The organism is Streptomyces sp. NPDC006997 (genome assembly GCF_040635175.1).
In the GTDB taxonomy this organism is placed as follows: Bacteria; Actinomycetota; Actinomycetes; order Streptomycetales; family Streptomycetaceae; genus Streptomyces.
This window is the reverse complement of record NZ_JBEYHH010000015.1, coordinates 165,297-186,659: the sequence shown is the minus strand read 5'-3', so window position 1 is coordinate 186,659 and position 21,363 is coordinate 165,297. Positions and strand designations below refer to the sequence as shown.

General features: G+C 73.9%; 18 protein-coding genes. 8 read left to right on the top strand and 10 right to left on the bottom strand.

What is annotated here, in order from left to right:
- Positions 1 to 11: 11 nt before the first annotated feature.
- The 3 genes from ABZ659_RS17380 to xylB all read right to left on the bottom strand — a co-directional run bounded on the left by ABZ659_RS17380 (position 12) and on the right by xylB (position 3,717).
- Positions 12 to 680 carry an N-acetylmuramoyl-L-alanine amidase gene (locus ABZ659_RS17380; RefSeq protein WP_360219998.1) on the bottom strand — a complete coding sequence of 223 codons (669 nt, stop codon included), beginning with the start codon at positions 678 to 680 and terminating at the stop codon, positions 12 to 14.
- A 207-nt stretch (positions 681 to 887) separates the two neighbouring features.
- Entirely contained in the window at positions 888 to 2,096 is a 1,209-nt protein-coding gene (locus ABZ659_RS17375; protein ID WP_360219995.1) for an ROK family transcriptional regulator, read from the bottom strand.
- Positions 2,097 to 2,271: 175 nt separating this feature from the next.
- Entirely contained in the window at positions 2,272 to 3,717 is a 1,446-nt protein-coding gene (xylB, locus tag ABZ659_RS17370) for a xylulokinase (RefSeq protein ID WP_360219992.1), read from the bottom strand.
- Positions 3,718 to 3,880: 163 nt separating this feature from the next.
- Between xylB and xylA the strand changes: the two genes are divergently transcribed.
- Together xylA and ABZ659_RS17360 are read left to right on the top strand one after the other, a co-directional pair.
- Positions 3,881 to 5,047: a xylose isomerase gene (gene xylA / locus ABZ659_RS17365; protein WP_360219989.1), complete on the top strand. Its 1,167-nt coding sequence runs from the start codon at positions 3,881 to 3,883 to the stop codon at positions 5,045 to 5,047.
- 146 nt (positions 5,048 to 5,193) lie between these two features.
- Positions 5,194 to 5,592 (top strand): hypothetical protein, encoded by a 399-nt coding sequence (locus ABZ659_RS17360; protein WP_360219986.1) that lies wholly within the window; start codon positions 5,194 to 5,196, stop codon positions 5,590 to 5,592.
- Between the two features lie 53 nt (positions 5,593 to 5,645).
- On the opposite strand, the gene ABZ659_RS17355 is transcribed toward ABZ659_RS17360, so the two are convergent.
- Both ABZ659_RS17355 and ABZ659_RS17350 read right to left on the bottom strand, forming a co-directional pair.
- Positions 5,646 to 6,914 (bottom strand): SWF or SNF family helicase, encoded by a 1,269-nt coding sequence (locus ABZ659_RS17355; RefSeq protein ID WP_360219983.1) that lies wholly within the window; start codon positions 6,912 to 6,914, stop codon positions 5,646 to 5,648.
- Complete coding sequence (locus tag ABZ659_RS17350) at positions 6,911 to 9,847, bottom strand: DEAD/DEAH box helicase (RefSeq protein ID WP_360219980.1); 2,937 nt, start codon at positions 9,845 to 9,847, stop codon at positions 6,911 to 6,913. The genes ABZ659_RS17355 and ABZ659_RS17350 overlap by 4 nt, the downstream gene beginning before the upstream one ends.
- Positions 9,848 to 10,082: 235 nt before the next feature.
- Between ABZ659_RS17350 and ABZ659_RS17345 the strand changes: the two genes are divergently transcribed.
- Entirely contained in the window at positions 10,083 to 10,265 is a 183-nt protein-coding gene (locus ABZ659_RS17345) for a hypothetical protein (RefSeq protein WP_086731275.1), read from the top strand.
- 3 nt (positions 10,266 to 10,268) lie between these two features.
- Here the strand turns inward: ABZ659_RS17345 and ABZ659_RS17340 are convergent, their stop codons facing one another.
- Complete coding sequence (locus tag ABZ659_RS17340) at positions 10,269 to 11,660, bottom strand: tannase/feruloyl esterase family alpha/beta hydrolase (RefSeq protein ID WP_360219976.1); 1,392 nt, start codon at positions 11,658 to 11,660, stop codon at positions 10,269 to 10,271.
- Positions 11,661 to 12,071: 411 nt separating this feature from the next.
- Here ABZ659_RS17340 and ABZ659_RS17335 point away from each other — a divergent pair, with 411 nt between their 5' ends.
- A complete protein-coding gene (locus ABZ659_RS17335) occupies positions 12,072 to 15,395 on the top strand; it encodes a hypothetical protein (RefSeq protein WP_360219973.1) in 3,324 nt (1,107 codons plus the stop codon).
- A gap of 23 nt (positions 15,396 to 15,418) precedes the next feature.
- Here the strand turns inward: ABZ659_RS17335 and ABZ659_RS17330 are convergent, their stop codons facing one another.
- From ABZ659_RS17330 to ABZ659_RS17320, 3 genes are all read right to left on the bottom strand, one after another.
- A complete protein-coding gene (locus ABZ659_RS17330; protein WP_360219970.1) occupies positions 15,419 to 16,399 on the bottom strand; it encodes a hypothetical protein in 981 nt (326 codons plus the stop codon).
- Positions 16,400 to 16,535: 136 nt separating this feature from the next.
- Positions 16,536 to 16,832 carry a hypothetical protein gene (locus tag ABZ659_RS17325; protein ID WP_360219967.1) on the bottom strand — a complete coding sequence of 99 codons (297 nt, stop codon included), beginning with the start codon at positions 16,830 to 16,832 and terminating at the stop codon, positions 16,536 to 16,538.
- A gap of 127 nt (positions 16,833 to 16,959) precedes the next feature.
- Positions 16,960 to 17,559 carry a class I SAM-dependent methyltransferase gene (locus ABZ659_RS17320; protein ID WP_360219964.1) on the bottom strand — a complete coding sequence of 200 codons (600 nt, stop codon included), beginning with the start codon at positions 17,557 to 17,559 and terminating at the stop codon, positions 16,960 to 16,962.
- 6 nt (positions 17,560 to 17,565) lie between these two features.
- On the opposite strand from ABZ659_RS17320, the gene ABZ659_RS17315 reads away from it, so the two are divergent.
- The gene (locus tag ABZ659_RS17315) at positions 17,566 to 18,243 is read left to right on the top strand and encodes an MHYT domain-containing protein (RefSeq protein WP_360219961.1); all 678 of its coding nucleotides are present in this window, start codon (positions 17,566 to 17,568) and stop codon (positions 18,241 to 18,243) included.
- A 452-nt stretch (positions 18,244 to 18,695) separates the two neighbouring features.
- Positions 18,696 to 19,256, top strand: coding sequence for an ATP/GTP-binding protein (locus ABZ659_RS17310; protein ID WP_360220040.1), 561 nt, complete (start codon positions 18,696 to 18,698; stop codon positions 19,254 to 19,256).
- A 28-nt stretch (positions 19,257 to 19,284) separates the two neighbouring features.
- Here the strand turns inward: ABZ659_RS17310 and ABZ659_RS17305 are convergent, their stop codons facing one another.
- Positions 19,285 to 19,713 carry a PPOX class F420-dependent oxidoreductase gene (locus ABZ659_RS17305; RefSeq protein ID WP_360219958.1) on the bottom strand — a complete coding sequence of 143 codons (429 nt, stop codon included), beginning with the start codon at positions 19,711 to 19,713 and terminating at the stop codon, positions 19,285 to 19,287.
- Between the two features lie 106 nt (positions 19,714 to 19,819).
- On the opposite strand from ABZ659_RS17305, the gene ABZ659_RS17300 reads away from it, so the two are divergent.
- Positions 19,820 to 20,233 carry a roadblock/LC7 domain-containing protein gene (locus ABZ659_RS17300; RefSeq protein ID WP_360219955.1) on the top strand — a complete coding sequence of 138 codons (414 nt, stop codon included), beginning with the start codon at positions 19,820 to 19,822 and terminating at the stop codon, positions 20,231 to 20,233.
- Between the two features lie 135 nt (positions 20,234 to 20,368).
- Complete coding sequence (locus ABZ659_RS17295) at positions 20,369 to 21,334, top strand: DUF6397 family protein (protein ID WP_360219952.1); 966 nt, start codon at positions 20,369 to 20,371, stop codon at positions 21,332 to 21,334.
- Positions 21,335 to 21,363: the final 29 nt, after the last annotated feature.

Below are 21,363 nucleotides of genomic sequence, written 5' to 3'. Positions count from 1 at the left end.
GAATAGATCATCTAGGCGGCGCCGACGAGCCGTATGTAACGCGTCCAGTCCCAGTGCGGGCCGGGATCGGTGTGGTCCGTGCCCGGAACCTCGTGGTGGCCGATGATGTGCGCCCGGTCCCTGGGGATGCCGTAGCGGGCGCAGATGCCCGCGGTCACTCGCGCCGACGCCTCGTACAGGGCGTCGGTGAGGTAGTGCGGCTCGTCCACCCAGCCCTCGTGCTCGATGCCGATGCTGCGGGTGTTGTAGCCCCAGTTCCCCGCATGCCAGGCGGTGTCCGACTCGCGTACGCACTGCGCCACGTACCCGTCGCCGGACCGCACCACGTAGTGAGCGGACACGTTCTTCCTCGGGTTCTGGAAGATCCCCAGGGTGCTGGAGTACGTCGCCTGGGTGACGTGGATGATCACCAGGGCGGGGCGGCGGCGTGCGGTACCGCGCTTCGCGGGCGTGTAGTTGGACCGGTGCGCGGGCTGCCACTCGGCGAGTGGATAGTCCGGCGCCTGCGCCACCGCACCGGCCTGTGGACCCGGCAGCAGCGCGTACGGCACGGCGGCGAGGGCGGCGCCCTTCAACAGCCGTCGCCTGCTCGTCGCAGCCGTCCCCGCTTCTTCCTCCCTCGGCAGCTCAGGGGTCGCTTCCTGCCCCGGTCCCTGTGCCGTCTCCCCGTTCACCGACATCGGTTTCCCCCTCGCTCACCAGCCCTTGCGTGAATCACGGTACGCGGGCCGCCGGTTGGTGGGCGGCACGACGCGCATTGCGTGGACGGTCGAGGAGTTGTGGACAAATGACCCACCCGTGTGGGTGACAAGGGGTGCTGATCAGGTGGTGGAGGGCAGCACCGATCAGGCGTTTGATGCACACCTCCCCGCGCCTCGGCCCGGGCTTCACCCCCGCGCCGCGACCGCCGCCGGGTCGTCGAGCACGGCCCGGACGACCGAATGCGCGGCACCCAGCAGCGGGCCCTCGGGGCCCAGCCGGGACACGGACACCGGGCAGGCGGGGCCCGCCGTGCGCCGGGCCAGTTCGGCGCGGAGCGACGGCAGCAGCCAGGGTGCGAGCCCGGCCAGCGCGCCGCCGAGCACCACTCCCTCGGGGTCCAGCAGGTTGACCGCCCCGGTCAGTGCGATGCCCAGCGCCTCTCCCGCGTCCCGCAGCGCCCTCCGTACGTCCGGGTCGCCCTCCGCGGCGCGCCCCGCGAGCAGTCCGACGCGGTCGCCGCCCGGGACCAGCCCCGCAGCGCGCAGCACCGCCTCCTCACCGGCGTACTGCTCCAGACAGCCCCGGCCGCCGCAGCCGCACTCCGGACCGTCCGGCCACACCGGCACATGTCCCAGTTCCCCGGCGAACCCACGCGTTCCGCGCAGCAGCCGCCCGTCCACGACGACCGCCCCACCGATGCCGATCTCGGCGGACACGTGCAGGAAGTCCCGCTGCGTGCCGTCCCCGAGCCACAGCTCCGCGAGCCCGCCGAAGTTGGCCTCGTTGTCCACCAGCAGCGGATACTCCTCCGGCAGCAGGGCGCTGAGGTCGACGTCCTGCCAGCCGAGGTTCGGGGCGCGTACGACCGTACGGGCGTCCCCCGCCACCAGACCGGGCACGGCCACCGCGAGGCCCGCGGGCGTGAGGCCCTCCCGTTCCGCGTCGGCGACGACCTGGCGGATCAGTTGGGTGAGGTCCTCGACGACCGGTCCGGGGGAGCGTCCCCGGTTGGTGCCGTGCCGTTCGGCCCGTGCCCGCACCTCCCCGCGCAGGTCGACCGCGCAGACCGCGAGGTGGTCGACGCCGACCTCCGCGCCGAGCCCGGCCGGGCCGCGTCCGCTGACGGCGAGGGCGGAACCGGGACGTCCGACCCGGCCCGGGCGTTCCGGGCCGAGTTCCTCCAGCAGACCCGAGCGGATCAGCTCGTCGACCAGCGTCGAGACCGCCGCCCGGGTCAGCCCGATCCGGGAGGCGACCGCCGCCCGTGACAGCGGCCCCTCGGCGCTGACCGTGTGCATGACCCGGGCGAGGTTGCGGCGGCGCATACCTTGCTGGGTGTCGGGCAGCGCCCGTCCGGGACCGGCCGGGTGGGCCTCGTGCAGCGGTGCGGTCATGCCTCCGTCAATCCTTGGTCGGACCCGTCACGGCTGCGGGCCGTCACGGGCCGTGCGGTTGTCACCGGTCGCGCGTCCGGCGCGGGTCGTGCCTCCCTCACCGGTCGCGCGTTCGTCACGGGCTGGTGGAACGGGCACCTCTCGTCGCCTGGATGCTGATTGCCGATCGCGGCGTTCAGTGGCCCGCCGTTCCCCGCTCCAGCAGCGGCGCCGCGTCGGAGAGTACCGCGCTGATCCTGGCCAGCGTCTCGTCGTCCCGTTCTACGGCCTCCAGGACCGGGCCCCGCGCGGTGTCCCAGCGCCGGGCGACGGCCGCCGGGTCCTCGCCGGTGAGCAGCCCGGCGGCCTGCGCGGCGGCGCCCAGCGCCACGAGTTCCCTCGCCTCGGGCACCTGGACGGGCCGCCCCGAGAGCCGTCGCACCGTCTGCTGCCAGGCCGTGCCCCGGGCGCCGCCACCGATGAGCAGCAGCGGCGTCGAGCGGTCGGCGTCCTCGTCGAGGACCAGGTCGAGCGCGCCGAGCAGCGAGTGGACGGCACCGTCGTACGCCGCCTGGAGCAGTTGCCCGCCGGTGGTGTCGTGGCGCAGGCCGTGCAGCAGGCCGGAGGCGTTCGGCAGGGCCGGGGTGCGCTCGCCGTCCAGGTACGGCAGCAGGGTGACGCCGGTGCCGGGTTCGACGGCCTCGCGGTCCAGGCCCAGCAGGGCCGCGACGCGGTCGACGGCGAGCGTGCAGTTCAGCGTGCAGGCGAGCGGCAGCCAGTCGCCGCGGGCGTCGGCGAAGCCCGCGACGGTGCCGGTCGGGTCGGCGGGGCGGTGCCGGGAGACGGCGTAGACGGTGCCCGAGGTGCCCAGGCTCAGCACCGGTGTGCCGGGCAGGATCCCGAGGCCGAGCGCCGCGGCGGCGTTGTCGCCGGTGCCGGGGGCGACCAGGGTGCCCTTGGAGAAGGGCAGGTCGTGACTGTCGCGGACCGTCCCGGCCACCTCGCCCGGGCGCACCACGCGCGGCAGCAGCGCCGGGTCGAGGCCCACGTGGGCGAGGGTCTCGGCGTGGTACGACTCGCTTCCGGACGCCCACCATCCGGTACCGGAGGCGTCACCCCGGTCGGTCGTGCCCTGCCCGGTGAGCCGCTCGGTCAGGTAGTCGTGGGGGAGGCGGACGGCCTTGGTCGTGGCTACGGCGTCGGGCTCGTGTTCGGCGAGCCAGGCCCACTTCGTGACCGTGAAGGAGGCGGCGGGCACGCTGCCGGTGCGCTCCGCCCATGCCTTGGCGCCGCCCAGTTCCTCGATCAGCCGACGCGCCTGGGGAGCGGACCGCACGTCGTTCCACAGCAGGGCGGGGCGTACGGGCTCGCCCCTCCCGTCCAGCGTGACCAGCCCGTGCTGCTGCCCGCCGATCGACACGGCGGCGGCCTCGCGCGCGGCGTCGCCGCACTGGCGCAGCGCCTCGCGCAGCGCGTCCCACCACTGGCGCGGGTCGCTCTCCCGCCCGGCCCCGGAGGAGACCGTGTGCGGCGCCTGTCCGCTCGCGACCACCCGTCCGGTGGCCGCGTCGACGACCAGCGCCTTGGTGGACTGGGTGGACGTGTCCACCCCGACGACAAGCGGACCCTCGGCTGCTGACATCGCGCTCTCCCTCTTCTGGCGGCTCATGTCTCCGGCCTGAGACACATCCGAGTCTGTTCCCGGGGATGTGTCTCTTCCCAGAGATGCGTTCGCATACTAATTTGTTAAGCGCCATGACGAAATAGTCGTGAGCAACAGTCGCACACGAGCAAGGAGCCGCGGCATGAGCTACCAGCCCACCCCCGAGGACAGGTTCACCTTCGGACTGTGGACCGTCGGCTGGCAGGGAAGGGACCCGTTCGGCGACGCCACGCGACGGGCCCTCGACCCGGTCGAGACGGTGCAGCGCCTGGCCGAGCTGGGCGCCCACGGGGTGACCTTCCACGACGACGACCTGATCCCCTTCGGGTCCTCCGACACCGAGCGCGAGTCGCACGTCAAGCGCTTCCGCCAGGCTCTCGACGCGACCGGCATGACTGTGCCGATGGCCACCACGAACCTCTTCACGCACCCCGTCTTCAAGGACGGCGGCTTCACCGCCAACGACCGCGACGTACGCCGCTACGCGCTGCGCAAGACGATCCGCAACATCGACCTGGCGGTGGAGCTGGGCGCCAAGACGTACGTCGCCTGGGGCGGCCGTGAGGGCGCCGAGTCCGGCGGCGCCAAGGACGTCCGCGCTGCCCTCGACCGCATGAAGGAGGCGTTCGACCTCCTCGGCGAGTACGTCACCTCCCAGGGCTACGACATCCGCTTCGCCATCGAGCCCAAGCCGAACGAGCCGCGCGGCGACATCCTGCTGCCCACCGTCGGCCACGCCCTGGCGTTCATCGAGCGCCTGGAGCGGCCCGAGCTGTACGGCGTCAACCCCGAGGTCGGCCACGAGCAGATGGCCGGGCTGAACTTCCCGCACGGCATCGCGCAGGCCCTGTGGGCGGGCAAGCTCTTCCACATCGACCTCAACGGCCAGAACGGCATCAAGTACGACCAGGACCTGCGCTTCGGCGCCGGTGACCTGCGCGCCGCCTTCTGGCTGGTCGACCTGCTGGAGAGCGCCGGTTACGAGGGTCCGCGGCACTTCGACTTCAAGCCGCCGCGGACCGAGGACTTCGACGGTGTGTGGGCGTCCGCCGCGGGCTGTATGCGCAACTACCTCATCCTCAAGGAGCGTGCCGCCGCGTTCCGCGCGGACCCCGAGGTCCAGGAGGCCCTGAGCGCTTCACGCCTGGACCAGCTGGCCCAGCCCACCGCGGCCGACGGCCTCCAGGCGCTGCTCGCCGACCGCGCGGCATTCGAGGACTTCGACGTGGAATCGGCCGCCTCGCGCGGGATGGCCTTCGAGCGCCTCGATCAGCTGGCCATGGACCACCTGCTGGGCGCGCGGGGCTGAGCACCCGTACCGCAGTGTGATGCCCCGCGCGGGGCATCACAGCTTTCACGGGCGGCCCGACGCCGTACGCGCTCCATGGCGTGAACCGGCGGCGGCCTCCGAGTGGGAGGTCGCCTCAGCTCCGTTACGAGGCGATTCTGGGCGGTATGACCATGCCGCCCGTACCGCCCCGGCCGCCGGGTGAGCCACCGCCCCCGGGCGGCGGCTTCGGACCGCCTCCCCCTGAGGGCCCCGGCCCCGCGGGGGAGTCCGGCCCGCCGCCCCGGCCGCCCCGGCCGTGGAACCCCCTCCTGCTCGTCCTGGTCGCCCTGCTGGCCGTCGCCACCGTCGCCGCCATCGTGCTGATGGCGACCGACGGCGACGACGACTCGCCGGACCGGAGACCGTCTCCGCGGGGCACCCTGCCGACGAGCCCGTCCGCCGAACCCTCCTTCGGCATTCCGACGGAACTGCCCAGTGAGTTCCGCAGCGGGCTCCCCACCGAGCTGCCGAGCGGCCTGGAATCGCTCATTCCGTCGCGGGGAGAGGCGGGAGCGCCCTCGTAGGGCATCCTCCCCCTGCTTCTCGGGCCCGCCGCCGAACCCGGCCTCTGGGGTCCTCAGAGATCGTCTTCCTGGTCGGCTGTCGAGGCCAGTGCGGTGGCCGGGTCCCGTGCCGGGCCGCCCGCGGGCAGCCAGCGGGCCCGCTCCCTGCGGTACGGCCACCAGCGGCCGTCGCGTCCCAGACGCAGTTGGCGCGGCGCGCCGACGACCGTCCACCGGTGGCCCCCCGTCGCCCGCAGCGTCGGCCGCTCGTCCGCCTCCCAGGCCGTTTCCAGAGCGGCACGCGCGCGTGCGAGGGCCTCGCCCTCGACCGTCCACTCCTCCTCCAGCACGGACAGCCCTGCCGCCCCGCCGTACCGCCAGGCCCGGACGGCCTCCGCCAGTTCCTCCGGGCCGCGCCCCGACCCCTCGGCCAGCCGGTCGGCGATGTCCCGCGCGGGAGCGGCCACGGCCAGCCGTACGGCGTCCTCCGCCACTGTCAACCCGACGCCGGGCGCGTCCTGGCCGGGTGCGGCCCGCAGCGCCGCCGCCAGCAGTCGGTGCGCCTCCACGGCCGTCGCGGCGGCCAGGAACTCCAGCGCCGCCGGATCGACGCCGGGCGCGGGCGCCACCTCCGTGTCCAGGGACGGCGGCGGGCCGGGCTCGCCGGGGAAGGCGGGCGGCACGGGCAGCGGCGGCAGGATGTCACCGGCCGCGTAGGCTTCGGCGGCGTCCACGCCTTCCACAGAGGCGGGTTCCTCGCCGGCGGGCGCGGTGGCTCGGGACTGGAGGTCGTCCAGCAGGGCGCGCTCGCCGCGGCCCCGCATCAGCAGCAGGACGAAGGGATCCCGGTCCAGCAGCCGCGCCACCTGGTAGCAGAGGGCGGCCGTGTGCCCGCAGTGGTCCCAGGCGTCGCACTCGCAGGACGGTTCCAGGTCGCCCGGCCCCGGCAGCAGTTCGACACCGGCGGTCTCGGCGTCCTCGACCAGATGGGGCGGCATCTCACGGTCCAGCAGCGCCGCCACATGGCCCGCCCGCTCGACCGTCAGGTCAAGGAAGCGGTCCCACTGGTCCTCCGTCAGCTCCTCCAGCACGACGTCTGCCCGGTGCCCGACGCCGTCCCGGTCCTGCACGACGGCGGTGATCCGCCCCGGCCGTACCGACACGGCGCCCACCGCTCCGGCGCGCGCGAGCCGACGGCCCTGCTTCACCTGCTGACCGTCCAGCGCCGCGTCCTCCAGCGCCCTCAGCCACGCCCGCCCCCACCAGGTCGTGGCGAAGGCGCGCCCCGGCGCGGGTGGCAGCGCGGCGAACGTACGCTCGGCGTCCCTGTCGTGGCGGTTCATCGGAGGCTCCCTCGCAGCTCGACCAGTTCGGCCAGTTCGGCGTCCGTCAGCTCCGTGAGCGCGGACTCTCCGAAGCCGAGCACCGCGTCCGCCAGGTCCCGCTTGCGGTCCAGCAGGGCGGCGATACGGTCCTCGACCGTGCCCTCGGCGATCAGGCGGTGCACCTGCACGGGCCGGGTCTGGCCGATGCGGTACGCGCGGTCGGTGGCCTGCGCCTCCACCGCAGGGTTCCACCAGCGGTCGTAGTGGACGACGTGCTCCGCGCGCGTGAGGTTCAGTCCCGTGCCCGCCGCCTTCAACGACAGCAGGAAGACGGGCACTTCGCCCTCCTGGAAGCGCCGCACCATCGCCTCGCGCGCGGGGACGGGCGTTCCGCCGTGCAGGAACTGCGTGACCATGCCGCGGTCGGCAAGGTGCCGCTCGACGAGGCGGGCCATCTCGACGTACTGCGTGAAGACGAGCACACTCGCCCCTTCGGAGAGGATGGTGTCGAGCAACTCGTCGAGCAACTCCAGTTTCCCGGAGCGTCCGGCGATCCTCGGCCGGTCCTCCTTGAGGTACTGCGCGGGGTGGTTGCAGATCTGCTTGAGACCGGTCAGCAGTTTCATGATCAGTCCCCGCCGCCGCATGGTGTCGGCGGCGGCGATCTCCGCGAGGGTCTCCCGCACGATGGCCTCGTAGAGCCCGGTCTGCTCGGGGGTGAGCGACACCGCGCGGTCGGTCTCGGTCTTCGCGGGGAGTTCCGGCGCGATCCCCGGATCCGACTTGCGGCGCCGCAGCAGGAACGGCCGTACGAGCCGTGCCAGCCGCTCCGCCGCGGCCGGGTCCTGGCCGCTCTCGACGGCCTGGGCGTACTGGCTGCGGAAGGTGCCGAGGCGGTGGCCGAGCAGGCCCGGCGTCGTCCAGTCCAGGATCGCCCACAGCTCCGACAGGTTGTTCTCCACGGGGGTGCCGGTCAGCGCCACACGCGCGCGTGCGCCGATGGAGCGCAGTTCCCGCGCGGTCGAGGAGTACGGGTTCTTCACGTGCTGTGCCTCGTCGGCCACGACCAGCCCCCAGCTGACCCCGGCGAGCCTGCGCGCGTCGAGGCGCATCGTGCCGTATGTCGTGAGGACGAACTCGCCGTCGGCCAGGGCGTCCAGATCACGCCGGGCTCCGTGGTAGCGGCGTACGGGCGTACCGGGGGCGAACCTTTCGATCTCGCGTTGCCAGTTGCCCATCAGGGACGTCGGGCAGACCACCAGAGTGGGGCCGGCGGACGCGGGGTCGGTCTGCCGGTGGAGGTGGAGGGCGACCAGCGTGATGGTCTTGCCCAGCCCCATGTCGTCGGCGAGACAGCAGCCCAGGCCCGTGGCCGTGGTCCGGGCCAGCCAACTGAGCCCGCGCCGCTGGTAGTCCCGCAGGTCCGCGGCGAGCGCCGCGGGCTGGGCCACGGACTGCTGCCCCTCGGGGTCGGTGAGCCGCTCCCGCAGCCCGGCCAGCCAGCCCGTCGGCGTCACTTCGACCCGGTGGCCGTCGACCTCGGCGGAGCCCGTCAGGGCGGCGCTGAGCGCGTCGACGGGAGTGACCTTGCGGTCCCGCTCGGCGCGGGCACGGCGTACCTCCTCCGGGTTGATCAGGACCCACTGGTCGCGCAGGCGCACGACGGGCCGGTTGGCCTCGGCGAGCTGGTCGAGTTCGGCTCGCGTGAGCCGCTGGTCGCCTAGCGCGAACCGCCAGTCGAAGGTGAGCAGGGCGTCCGGGGACAGGAGCGACGGTGTGTCCGAGACGAGTCTGTCCGGTGCCGTCCCGTCGTGGGGCGGCCCGACCACCGCGCGGGCGGTCAGGGTCCGGGCCAGCTCCCTCGGCCAGTGCACCTCCACCCCGACGGCCGCGAGGGCGTCGCCGCCGGCGCCGAGCAGTTCGGTGATCTCCTCGTCGGCGAGTTCCACCGCTTCCGGTACGGCGGCGGACAGCAGCGGGGTGAGCGGGGGCCAGGCGCGGGCCGCGCGGCGCAGTGCCAGCAGGGCGTCCATCCGCGCGCGCGGGCCGAAGGCGCGGCTCCCGTCGTCGGTACCCGCCCAGACGTCGGCGGCGTCCGCGACCAGCGCGGGGTCGCTCACGCTGTGCACCTGGGGAACGGCGCGGAAGGTGGGTTCCCCGCCGTCCTCCCGTGCGTCGGCTGCGGTGTCGGAGCCCTCCTGCGGTGCCGCTCCGTCCGGCCCGGTGGCGAGGAGTCCTGTGGGGGATCCCAGCCCCGAGACCTCGATCCGCAGCGAGACCCTGACGCCCGCGTCATGGCCCGCGGCGACATCCGCGGCCCACGCGCGCTGTGCGGGCAGGCGCTGGGGCCGCTGACCGGCGTAGGCCGGGCCGCCCGTCACGAGTGACGCGGCCGGGGAGCGGGGGAGGGCGTCAGCCGTGGCGTCCAGGAAGGCCCGCAGCAGCGCTTCCTGGTCGGGCAGCCGCGGCGGCTCGGTACCGGTCAGCGGCACGGCGCGCGCCTCGGGCGGCATCGACGCCGAGAGCCGTCGGACGCGCTCGATGTCGGCCGTGCTCAGGGGGCCGGTCCGCCAGGCGTCGTGGTCAGTCGCGGACAGGCCCGGTAGCAGCAGCCCGCGTGCCAGGAACTGGAGGGCCTGTACGGCAGCCGTACCCCAGAACACCGTGGAGCGGTGCGCGTCGGCGGCGACCCGCGCGCGCGTGAGGACGGGCAGCGCCTCGCGCACCGGCAGCAGGATGGCGGGTACGCGCACCGACTCGACGCCGTCGCCGACGGGCGCCACGACGGTCAGCTCGATGCGGGTCCCGATAGCGACGTCCGGCGGAGCGTCGCCGTCCGGCTGCCAGAAGGCGACGCCACCGGTGCGGGCCGGATCGCCGGGCACGAACACGGCGCGGCGGCGAGCCAGTTCGGAGATCTCGGGGAGTGTTGCCGCGGGGAACCTCTGCACAGCGATCTCGGTATTCCTCAAACTTGACTACTGGATGGGGCGGCCGACAGTACAGCACTTCCGGGGCCGACCTGGCATCCTCGACTTGTGACCTGAGACACGGGGTCGACGCGGTGGGGCGGGGTCCGTAGGGGACGTACCTCAGGGATGTCTCAGGGTCGTGGTCCGGAACCGCCGGAGACGCGGGCCCGTTCTCAGGACAGAGAGCGGCAGTGGCCGCGAAGGAGGCACACAGATGTCGAAGAACGCGAAGATCGCCGCAGGAGGTGTGGCGGCCGGGCTCATCCTGCTGATATGGCTGCCCTGGTGGGCAGCGCTGTTGATCGTCCTGGGCGTCCCGGCCGCCGCCTACCTCACGCTGGACCCCTCGCAGCGGCGCAGGCTGCGCCGTGTCACCCGCAAGGAGCTGGGCCGCTGAGGGCTACCGCCCCGCCGAGGCCTGGCCGTCCAGCGCACAGGAGTCGACCACATCACCGCCCGTGGACCGACCGATGGTCCGGTCCGCGGGCGGACGTACACCCCGCTCCACCCAGGCGGTCAGCGCGTCCAAGGCCGACCGGTAGCAGGGCAGGATCGGCCGCAGCCGGTCCGGGTAGGTGTCGTACAGCCCGTCGACGTGCGTGCCGCCCTGGACGGTGTAGTAGCGGTGCAGGGCGCCCCGGCCGCTGGCGTCGACCATCCGGGCGTACACATCGGAGTCCGCGGCCTTGGGCAGCAGCGTGTCCAGGTCGCCGTGGAGCGTGATCATCGGTCGGCCGATGCGTCCGGTCAGCGCCACCCGGGCCACGGCCCGGTGGACGGATGCGGGCCGGGTGGCGTAGTCGTAGGCGGCGTCGGCCGCGCAGGGGGCGAGGATCTCCTCCAGTGTGGACCCGGCCGAGGGGCCGGGGCAGCCGGGGTCGTAGGACGGGTCGAACTCCGCCCGATAGGTCTTCTGGGTGACACCCCAGTAAGCCTTCTCGTGATAGGGCCACAGGAACTCGGAACCCCGCGCGAACCCCACCGCGTACAGGTCCTCGTCCCGTGCCGCGCCGAAGGTCCGTGCCACCGCCGTGGGCAGGGAGGTGAGCAGACTGGGGCCGTGGGCGGTCCACAACGCACCCTCCCAGTCGACGCCGCCGTCGTACAGCTCCGGGTGGTTCTCCAACTGCCAGCGTGTGAGGTAGCCCCCGTTGGAGATGCCGGTCACGTAGGTGCGGGCAGGACCGTGGCCATAGCGCTGGGCCAGCACCCGCTTGGCCGCGCGGGTGAGCTGCGTGGTCCGCGCGTTCCACTCGGCGAGGGCATCCCCGGGGCGGGTGCCGTCACGGTAGAAGTCGGTGCCGTTGTTGCCCTTGTCGGTCGCGGCGTAGGCGAAGCCCCGCGCGAGCACCTGGTCCGAGATCGCCTTGTCCGTCGCGTACTGCCTGCGGGTACCGGGCGCGCCGGTGACGACGAGCCCGCCGTTCCACCGGTCCGGCAGCCGGATCACGAACTGCGCGTCATGCCGCCAGCCATGGGTGGCGTTGAAGGTCGAGGAGTCCGGGAAGTAGCCATCGACCTGCACCCCGGGCACCCCGGACGGCGAGCTGGTGCCCCGCGCCGTCAGACCGGCCTGGTCGGCCATGTCGGTGAACGGTGTACCGGCCAGCCCGGTCGTCGTCAGATCGTCGAGGCAGGCCGTGCGCTGGAACTCGGCGCCCGGCACGCGGACCCGTTCCAGGCCGGAACAGTGGGCACTGTCAACCTGCCGGGCAGCGGCGGGAGCGGGAGCGCTGAACGCCGCCGCAAGCAGTGCGACGGCGACGAACGGAACACCTCGGGACGGGCGCATGACGGCCTCCAGAGCAACCGGAAACGAGACACAGGGCAGTTGGGCAAGCCAGGAGCTGCCTCATGGTGTGGGCAGGCCACCACGCCAGCCATGGGTTGACGCCCTATGGAATGGCACCTGCATATGGGGTCGCATCACAGCTTCCAGGACTCAACCCTCATGCCCAGACCCCGCCCTGGCCCGCGCCGGTCGTCGACTCAGGCGCGGAATATCCGGTTGCGGCACAACCCTGGAGACACCCACCATGACGCGCATGACTTCTGAGAAGGAGGCCCAGCGACTCCACGCTGAGCGCTGATGGCGGAACACGAGGTGTCCCGGACGCCCTCCCGACAGCCCCAGACCCCGCCGGCGCCGCTGACACCCGCCTGGCTGAGGGCCCATTTCGACCCCCTGCCCTTCCCGGGCCGCATGAGCGCCCTGGCGCGTTACGCCCGCACCCTCACCCCGTACGCGTACGAGACCCTGCGCGGCGCCTTGGACGCCGGTGACCCCGGCGAGCGCCACACCGCCCTGTTCCTGGCGGTCGTACGCCGCGACCTGCGACGCGTGACGGCCGCCCTCGACGATCCACTGCTCGGCCGCCGCGCACGCTCCGCCGCCATCCGGCTGCCCGTACCCGATCCCGCGCTGGAACGCCTCGCCCTGCACGAAACGGCAGCCGTCCGCCACGACACCTACCGACTGCTCCGCATCAGCCGCCGCCCCACGCTCGCCGCCCGGCTTCTGCCCACGGTGTACGAACGGCACGGCGCCCAGGAAGCGGCGGCACTGCTCGCAGCCTGCCCCGCGCAGACGGCGGAGGACTGGCTGCCCCGCCTCGGAACGACGGGCGACACCCTCAACTCCCTGGCCCGCACGGCACCCCGCGTCGTAGCCGCCCACATCGCGGCGCTCAACGAACGGCACGCGCGACAGGCGTCGTACCGTTTCCTGCGCCGCCACCGCGCGGTCGCCTCCACCGCGGCCCGACGGGACCCGGACGCGGCCCTGATCCTCTTGGCACGGGCACCCGACCTGCTCACGGCGCACGGCGTGCTCGCGGCGCTCAGGCGCCCCGCCGAAGCACTGGCCGCTCTGCGCGCTGCACCGCCCGCACCGGACGGCGGCCGCCGGGAACACCCGATCCCCGCCGGGCCACTGCCACCCTCCCTCGGCCGGGCCCTGCGCGCCCTGCCCGTCGACGACCTCGTGGAACTGGCCGGGCACTGCCCCTCCACTGGCAACCGGCACAGCTTGCCGGAACGCCTTGAAACCGCCCCGGACGGCCTGCTGCGCCTGCTGCCGCCCGCCGAACGCCGACACGTCGTCGAGGGTCTCGTCGCCGGACGGACGGGGCTGAGCCGTATCCCGCTGTCCACGCTGGCTGCCCTCGGACCGGCCGACCGCCGCGCCGTGGTCCAGCCCCGGCTCCGGGGGTTCAGCCGCCGCCCGGGGCACATGGCCGTCCTGGCAGCCACCCTGCCGTTGTCCGACGGCGAGCCGGTGCTGCGCAGGCTCACGGCCGACCACCGTACGCACTACCGGGCCACGGCCTGGCCCGCTCTGCTGGCCTGCGCGGAGCTGCATGCGGACCCGGGTGAGTTCGCGCGGATCGCCGCGCTCTGCGAGCGGGCCTGGCACGACCAGAACGAGGTGCGGTACGCGGCACTGCGGCAACTCGCCGGAGTAGCCCCCCGCCTGCTCGACGCCCTGCCCGAACAGGTCTGCCGCGACGCCGTGCTGACCACGGTCCAGTCCCGGGACTCCACGACCCCGACGCTGCGTGCCGCCGAACGGCTGCTGTACCGCGTGGCCGAACGCGCCTCGGCGACGGGTCGCACCGAGCGGGCCGCCCGCGCGGTCGCCCTCCTCGGCGAGGTGCTTGCCGCCCCGGGGCACACCTCCGAGTCCTCCGAGCCGAGGCCGCTGCGGGTGGACGAGGCAGGCGCACGCGCGTTGCGGACAGCGGTCGAGGAGGCCTCGCAGGCCGCCGCCCGGCCCCTGCCGGCGACCCTCGTCCTCGCCGAACTCCTCGCCCCGCGTCTGGCCGCCCTCCCGGTGCTGGACGCGGAGACCCGCCGTATCGCCGTCGAGTGCGACGATCCGTCTCTCGCCGCCCGCGCGGCAGCCGCCTGGGTGCGCCCGGTGAAGGTGCGGGACAGGCGGTGCGGGGAACTGCTGGGCCTAGACCCGGCGTTCGCCGTCGTGCCGCTCGTCGCGCGCACCCTTGTCACCCGGCGTACCGATCTGCTCGACGCCGTGTGCGCCGCCGCGCGCCACGGGTTCACGCGACGGCTGTGGCCGGGCGCCTACCCCTGGGTGGCGCGGCTGCGCCCGGCCGTCGCCGGACGCTGGCTGCCACACCAGCGGGACGCGTGGGGCGAGTACCACGCGCGCGTGGCCCTGGACGAGGCGGCGCCGCTCCGGGTCCGCGGCAACGCGGTCGCCCTCCTGACGGACCCGGCACGGCTCATGGCACTGGCCGACGAAGCACCGCAGCCGGTCGCCGCCGCGGCACTGTGGGCGCTGAGCACGCCGGGAGCGGGTCTGGAAGACAGCCCGGACGGGACCGATCACCGGGCCGGTCTGCTCGACCTGCTCCTGCGGCACGCGGCGACCGGCGGGGTGCGCGGCCGTGCCGCCGTCGCCTCCCTCCGCCGCCTGCTGGCCCGTCTCCCCGACACCGAGGCCGTCGCCCTGCTCGCCCCCGTGGCCCGCGCCACCGACGCCCCGGTGGGCGCCCGCAAGGAGGCTGTCCGCGCCCTGGGCGCCCTGCGTGGGACCGGCGCCCTGGCGGCGCTCCTTGCGGCCTGGGACGCCCCACGACAGCACCCGGACGTGCGGGCGGTCCTGGCCAGTGCGCTGCTCCCCGCGATCGACCGGACGGACATCGCCGACCGTTTCGCGCGGGCCGCGCCCGAGCCCGCCGTCCGCGACGCCGTCGTCCACGCGCGCGTGGGCAAGGTCCCCGAGGCACGGAGTGAGCCGTACCGGGCGTTCCTGGCGAGCCTGGTCCAAGCGGGCGACGACGACGTGGCGGTGGCCGCCTGCGCGGCACTCACCAGCTGGCTGGAGCCCGACACGGGCGACGCGATGCGGATCCTCGCCGACATCCTGACCGCACCGGACCGCGCGGAGCGGGTCTGGACGGCTGTGGCGGGCCGCCTGCGCGAGTTCCCGTCCGGGCCCGTCGCCGAGTCCGTCCTCCGCGGTGCCGTCGACACCTTGGGCGACCGGGCCCGCGCCACGGACCTGCGCGTACGCACCGACGCGCTGCGGCGTCTGCACCACTGCGCGAACGCCGCGCACCCGCGCGAGGACAGCACCGGCGCGACGACCGTCCTGGAGTTGCTGGCCGGCACTCTGGAGGCAGTCGGGCTGTACCAGGACGCCGTTCAGCTCCATTGGCGGCTCGCCCTGGCCGCCGTGGGCCAGGGCAGGTACGACGCGCACCGGTGGGACGGCCTGGTCCGGCTGTGCGAGGCCGGCCCGTGGCGACTGCCGGACGCCGCGTACCTGCCCCTGCCTTTCCGGCGGGCACGCGTGCGTGACGCCACCCTGACCACCGCACGCGCACTGCGCGGCCGTGGCACCGCCGTGTCCGGACTGCTCGCCCTGACCTTCGTCCATAACGGCGGTCGGGCCGCGGGCTGGGAAGCGCCCTGGCGCGCCGAACTGGACGCACTGCGCGCCCACGCCGACCCCGACACCGCGATGAGCGCGCTCCTGGTCGAGCCAGGCCCCGACAGCTGACCCGGTGCCCGGGGCGCGCGGGCTCAGCTGGGGCGTACGGCCATCTTGTCGAGCGCCTCCAGCAGACCCGGCAGCTCCGGGCCCCGGCCCACCGGCAGCACCTCACCGGGCATGTCGTCGAGCAGGACGAAAGCGATGTCGTCGGTCCGGGCCACCAGCGACCAGCCGGGGCCGTCGGCGCGCAGTGTCCTCGCCTCACCCGGCGCGAACGACGACCGGACCCGGCCGAGGGGCGGCGGCGTGTCGACGTACCCGCGCGCCTCCGCGAGGACCCGACGCACACCGGTGGGGCTGCCGTCTTGGGAACCGTCGGTGCCGGTCGCGCTGGAGCCGCTCACGCTTCTGCCGTCCGTGCCGCCCTCGGGCCTGTCTGGGGCGCTGCCGGACGCCGCCGCGCCACCGCCCGTCCCGCTCGCGCTTCCCGCAGCCCCGTCCCCGCCGCCAGCGTCGTCGGAGCCGCCCGCTGCTCCGTCCGCCGACGTGCCGCCGGTCGCGGACGCGAACTCGGTGTCGTCGATCTGCTCCCGCCAGCTCGCCCACTGGAGCGCTATCTCGTCGGCCCCGAGGCGGCGCTGGGCGGGCCCCCAGATGCCGGTGTCCGGCGGCGACAGCGCCGGCCCCCCGCCGATCTCGGGGTCGGGGTCGTGCGGCGCGGGCACGCCCGGAGCCGCGACGGCCACCGCGAGGGGCCAGCCGGGCAGCGCGGCGACCACGCTGCGCTCGTCCGGCGACAGGTCGTACTCCATGCCGCAGTCCCAGGAGGAGATCGCGACCGCAACCAGCGACACGTCGTCGGTGACGACCGTCCACCGCGCGCCGTCGCCGTCCTGGCCGAGCACCAGACCGTATCCGTCGGCGAGCGGCACCAGGCCGAGCGCGGCGCACGCCTCCGGATAGTCGTCGCCGAGCACGCTCGGGAACTGCGCGGGCGTCAGCAGTACCGCCGTCAGCACATAGAGCGCGTCGTCCTCGGCGGTGCCGGCGTTCTCGTCCGTCCCGGCCATCCCAGCCTCCCCAGGAGTTGTCCAACGGCGCGCACCCTAGTGCGCCGGGGAGCCGGTTGTCACGAGTGCGAAGACCATCCGGAGCTGCGGCTTCCCGGCCGGACACGGTGGAACGACCACCCGGCCGCCGCCTCCGTCAGGCCGCCGGAAGGCCGAGAAGCGCCCGTGCCACTGCCCGAGGGGACTCGTCGCGCTCCCGCGCGAGCGCGATGACGGCCCGGCACGCCAGCTCGTTCACCCCGAACGACAGCGCCTCCGGCGACACCCATCCCGCGGCCTCGTCAACGCGGTCCTGGTCGTCGTCCGCGCACGCCGAGACGTAGGCCGCGGCCGCCTCGAACAGATTGCGGCTACGGCTGTCCCGGCCGCTGGCCTCCTCCACGCGCAGGGCGTCTCGGAAACCCGTCCACGACTTGCGGAACCTGTCCCACATGCCGACCACCTTCCCCCAGCTCGGCACTCCTCGCGGAGCGTTCCTCCTCGGCCTCTCATCGCAGGGTCGCAGCTCTGGTGGCGGAAAGGGGAGCGCACGGTGAGGCGCCGTCCGTCCTGCGGAGGGCTCAGTCCTCCCGGACGGCAAGCGCCAGGAAGCGGTGGTCCTCGTCCGTGTAGGACGTCATGCGCCACCCCGCCCCGGCCAGCAGCGGCCGGAGACGGGGCTCCGCGCGCAGGTCCTCAGGGCTGATCCGGCGGCCCTGTCGCGCCGCGAGCGCAGCCCGGCCGATCGGGTGGAACAGGGCCAGCGTGCCCCCGGGGCGCACCACGCGCGCCAGCTCCCGCAAGTTCTCCCCGGGCCGGGACAGATGGGCGATGAGCCCGGCCGCGAACACGGCGTCGAGCGACTGTGAGCGCAGCGGCAGCGAGGCGACGTCGGCACGCAGCAACCACCCGTCGCGGTCCCGCCCGGCGCGTACGGCGGCCTCCAGCATGGCGGCCGTCAGATCCATCCCGAGGACGACTCCCGAGGAGCCCACGGCGGCGCGCAGTGACGGCAGCGCGCGTCCGGTGCCGCAGCCCGCGTCGAGGACGCGACCACCCTCACGCAGCCCGAGTCCGGCGACGGCGGCTGCGTAGGCGGGGCCGTCGTCGGGGAACTTGCGGTCCCAGTCCGCGGCGCGGGCGGTGAAGAACTCCTGGACGTCTGTGCGATCGTCGGTCATGTCCGCATGATTCCTCAGGCGACCGGCGCCTCGCGCCGCAACTGGCTCGTCACGGCGGCCTCCGCCATCGGCACCGGCATCTGGACCATGCACTTCGTGGCCATGCTCGGGTTCGGCGTCAACGGCACCGAGATCCGCTACGACGTGCCGCTGACCGTCCTCAGCCTGGTCGTCGCCATGACCGTCGTGTGCGCCGGGGTCTTCGCCGTCGGCTACGACCGTGACCGTGGCCGCGCGCTCCCGCTCGGCGGCCTCACCACCGGGATCGGCGTCGCGAGTATGCACTACCTGGGCATGGCCGCGGTACGGCTGCACGGACGCGTGACCTACGACCCGGCCCTGGTCGCGCTCTCCGTGGTGATCGCGGCCGTCGCGGCGACGGCGGCCCTGCGGGCGGCGCTCAACGTCACCTCCCCGCTCGCGGTCACCGTCGCGTCCCTCGTCATGGGGGCGGCGGTGAGCAGTATGCACTACACCGGAATGCTCGCCGTCCGCGTGCGCGTGACCCCCGCCGGTGACGTCCTGCCCGGCGCCACGGCGACCCAGTTCCTCTTCCCCCGCGCCGTCGGCCTCGGGTCCTACCTCTTCCTGACCTCGGCCTTCGTCACGCTGCCGCCGACCGCGGGGGAGCGCGCCGCGTCCGCCGCGGCCCAGCGGCCGGGCGAGCGGGCCGCAGCCCGCTGACGGCGGTCCCAGGGCGCGGCACCCCACGGACCGCAGCCCCCGAACCACACCGAGCGAGGAGGCCATGCGTACACCCCGCAGAAGCGCCGCGACGCCGCCCGACACCCCGGTGCGCGGCCGTCGCGCACACGCCGGACCACCGGCCGACGAAGGACCCGGCGACACCACGGACGGGGCGCCCGAGACGGGGCCCCCGCGCGGTGCGCCGCCACCTCCGTCCCCGCACCGTCCGCGCCAAGATCGTCTGCCTGCTGATGGTGCCGGTGGTGTCCCTGCTGGCCCTGTGGGGCTACGCCACGGTGAGTACCGCTCAGGACGTCTCCCGGCTGCGCCGGGTCCAGCGGGTGGACGCCGAGGTGCGCGCGCCCGTCGCCACCGCTGTGGTGGCCCTCCAGGCCGAGCGCGCCGCGGTCTCCGAGCACTCCGCCCAGACGGACGACGAGCCGACCGCCCTGGCGTTGAAGATCCTGGTCGCTGGCGGCTTCGGCGTGGGCAAGACGACCCCGGTGGGCGCCGTCAGTGAGATCAAGCCACTGCGCACCGAGGAACTGCTGAGCCGGGCAGGCCAGTCGGTCGACGACACCGACGGCGTGGGCCAGAAGGTCACGACCACCGTCGCGATGGACTTCGGACGCATCACCATCCGCCCCGGGCTCTCCCTCTACCTGTTCGGCACGCCGGGACAGGACCGCTTCTGGTTCCTCTGGGACGAACTGGCTCAGGGCGCCCTCGGCGCCGTGGTGCTCGCCGACACCCGGCGCCTGGAGGACTGCTTCCCGGCGGTCGACTACTTCGAGCACCGGCGCATCCCGTTCGTGGTAGCCGTCAACTGCTTCGAGGGCGCCCGCGGCTACGGCAGCCACGACGTCTGCCGCGCGCTCGACCTCGACCCGGGCACGCCGGTCGTGCTCTGCGACGCCCGCGACCGCGACTCCGGCAAGGAGGTGCTGATCCGGCTCGTGGAGTACGCCGGGCGGATGCACACCGCCCGGCTGCTGGACTCCGTCAGTTGACCAGCCGTCCCGGACTCCGCGGCGGGGGTCAGCTCGCCACGCCGCGCTCCGCCAGGACCTGGTCGATCGTGACGCGGACGAGGAGTTCACCAGGCGTGCCGTTGCGCGCGCCGAACTCCTCGGCGCGCTCCTCGCCCATGTACCGCGACCCGATCCGTGCCGCCCAGTGCCGGAGTTCACCGGGGTCCTCCGAGATCCGGGCGCGGCCCCGCAGCACCACGTAGTCGAACGGCGGCCGGTCGTCGTCCACACACAACGCGACCCGGCCGTCCCGGGCCAGGTTGCGTCCCTTCACACTGCGCGCGGCGGTGTTGAACACCACCTCGTCCCCGTCGAGCAGGAACCAGATCGGCGTCACGTGCGGGCTCCCGTCGGCCCGCACCGTCGACAGTTTGCCGGTGCGGGTGCCATATGAGACGAACGCCCGCCATTCCTCGTCGGTCATCTTCTGTGCCATGCCTCCCATCCTCCTTGCCCGAGGGCCGGTCCTGGGGAAGGCTGACGGAGAGATCCCCCTGCCAGGGGGAGAGATCACACGGGGCATCACACGGGGAGACCAGACCATGGCGCAGAACCAGGGACTCGGCTGGCTGCTGGACAACCTGACCGAACGCGTCGAGCACGTACGGCACGCGCTGGTGCTGTCCAGCGACGGGCTCGTGACGGGGGCGAGTACCGGCTTACGCCGGGAGGACGCCGAACACCTCGCCGCGGTCGCGTCCGGACTGCACAGCCTGGCCAAGGGGTCGGGACGGTACTTCGGGGCGGGCGGCGTACGCCAGACCATGATCGAGTTCGACGAGGCGGTGCTGTTCGTCACCGCCGCGGGCAACGGCAGCTGTCTGTGCGTCCTCAGCGGCGCGGAGGCCGACGTCGGCCAGATCGGCTACGAGATGACCCTGCTCGTCAACCGGGTCGGCGAGCACCTCGGCGTGGACGCCCGCCAGCCCGAGCGCGCGCCGAACGTTGACCCCTAAGGCTCTGACCTGCGGTTTTTGTGATCCCTCCGGAGTTATCCACAGGCTTGCCACGAGATTCGAGAAACCGGCTACGGTTTTTCCAACGGCGAGCGCAGACGGCGCCGACCGCCGACTCCACGGGGGAGACCGACCATGTCAGGCCACACTGTCACTCAACCAGCCCAGCCCACGTGCGCCCCGAGCCGGGCTGCCCGCGAACTGGGGCTGAAGCGCGGTGAGTTCGACCTCGCCGTCCACCTTGGACGCGTCCGCACGGTGCCCGACGATACCGGCGCGGGCAAGCGCGTCACCCAGGCCGAACTGGACCGGCTGCGAGGGGAGAAGGGCTTCCCGGCATCACTGCGGGAGAGCGTTCAGGTGGTGGGTACCACGGCGGGCGCTGCCCTGATGGAGATCTCGTCCGCACGGTTCACCCGCCTTGCCCGGCTGGGCCTGCTGATCCCCGTCAAGTTCTATCTGAACCGCTACCGAGCCGTCGTCTGGCTCTATCTCGCCGATGACCTGCGGCAGTTCGCCGCCGGGACGGAGAACTCCGCGATCCTGCGCCAGCGGATGCCCGAGCGACTGCGGAACGATCTGGGCATGGGCCTGGACCGGCGGCCTCGCAACTGGCGCCAGCGTCACCTGGGCTTCCTGCTGCGGCAGGCCACGGACCCGTGGCAGCGCGCCGGGGCGCTGGCGGCCTTCCTCGGCCCCGTCCAGATCGCGGAGATCGTCAAGGACCCCTACGAGCGCGCCCATGTGCACCGGTTCCGGCCGCCCCCGCCGTCCCACGGCGCACCCGGCTCCCCGGGCGCACAGCTCGCCGAACGGCTCATGACCGCGGACGGCCCGGACGAGATCGCCTGGCTGCGTTCCGACCTGACCCAGACCCTGCGGGAGGCCCGCGCCCACCGCGCCGCCCCGCGTCCCGTGCCTCGTGAGGCACCCGAGATCCCGGCACCCACGGTCCCGGCGACGGCCGCGGCCACGACTACGGCCACCAAGACCCCTGCGCAACCTGAGGGCCACGCCCACGAGGAACCCCTGCGCGAGGAGCCAGACCGCCCCCGTGGCCTGCTCAGCCGACTGCTGCGCAGAGGTCCCCGGCCCTCTTGACGCCTCGTTCGCGCCTCGGCGCGGCAGCG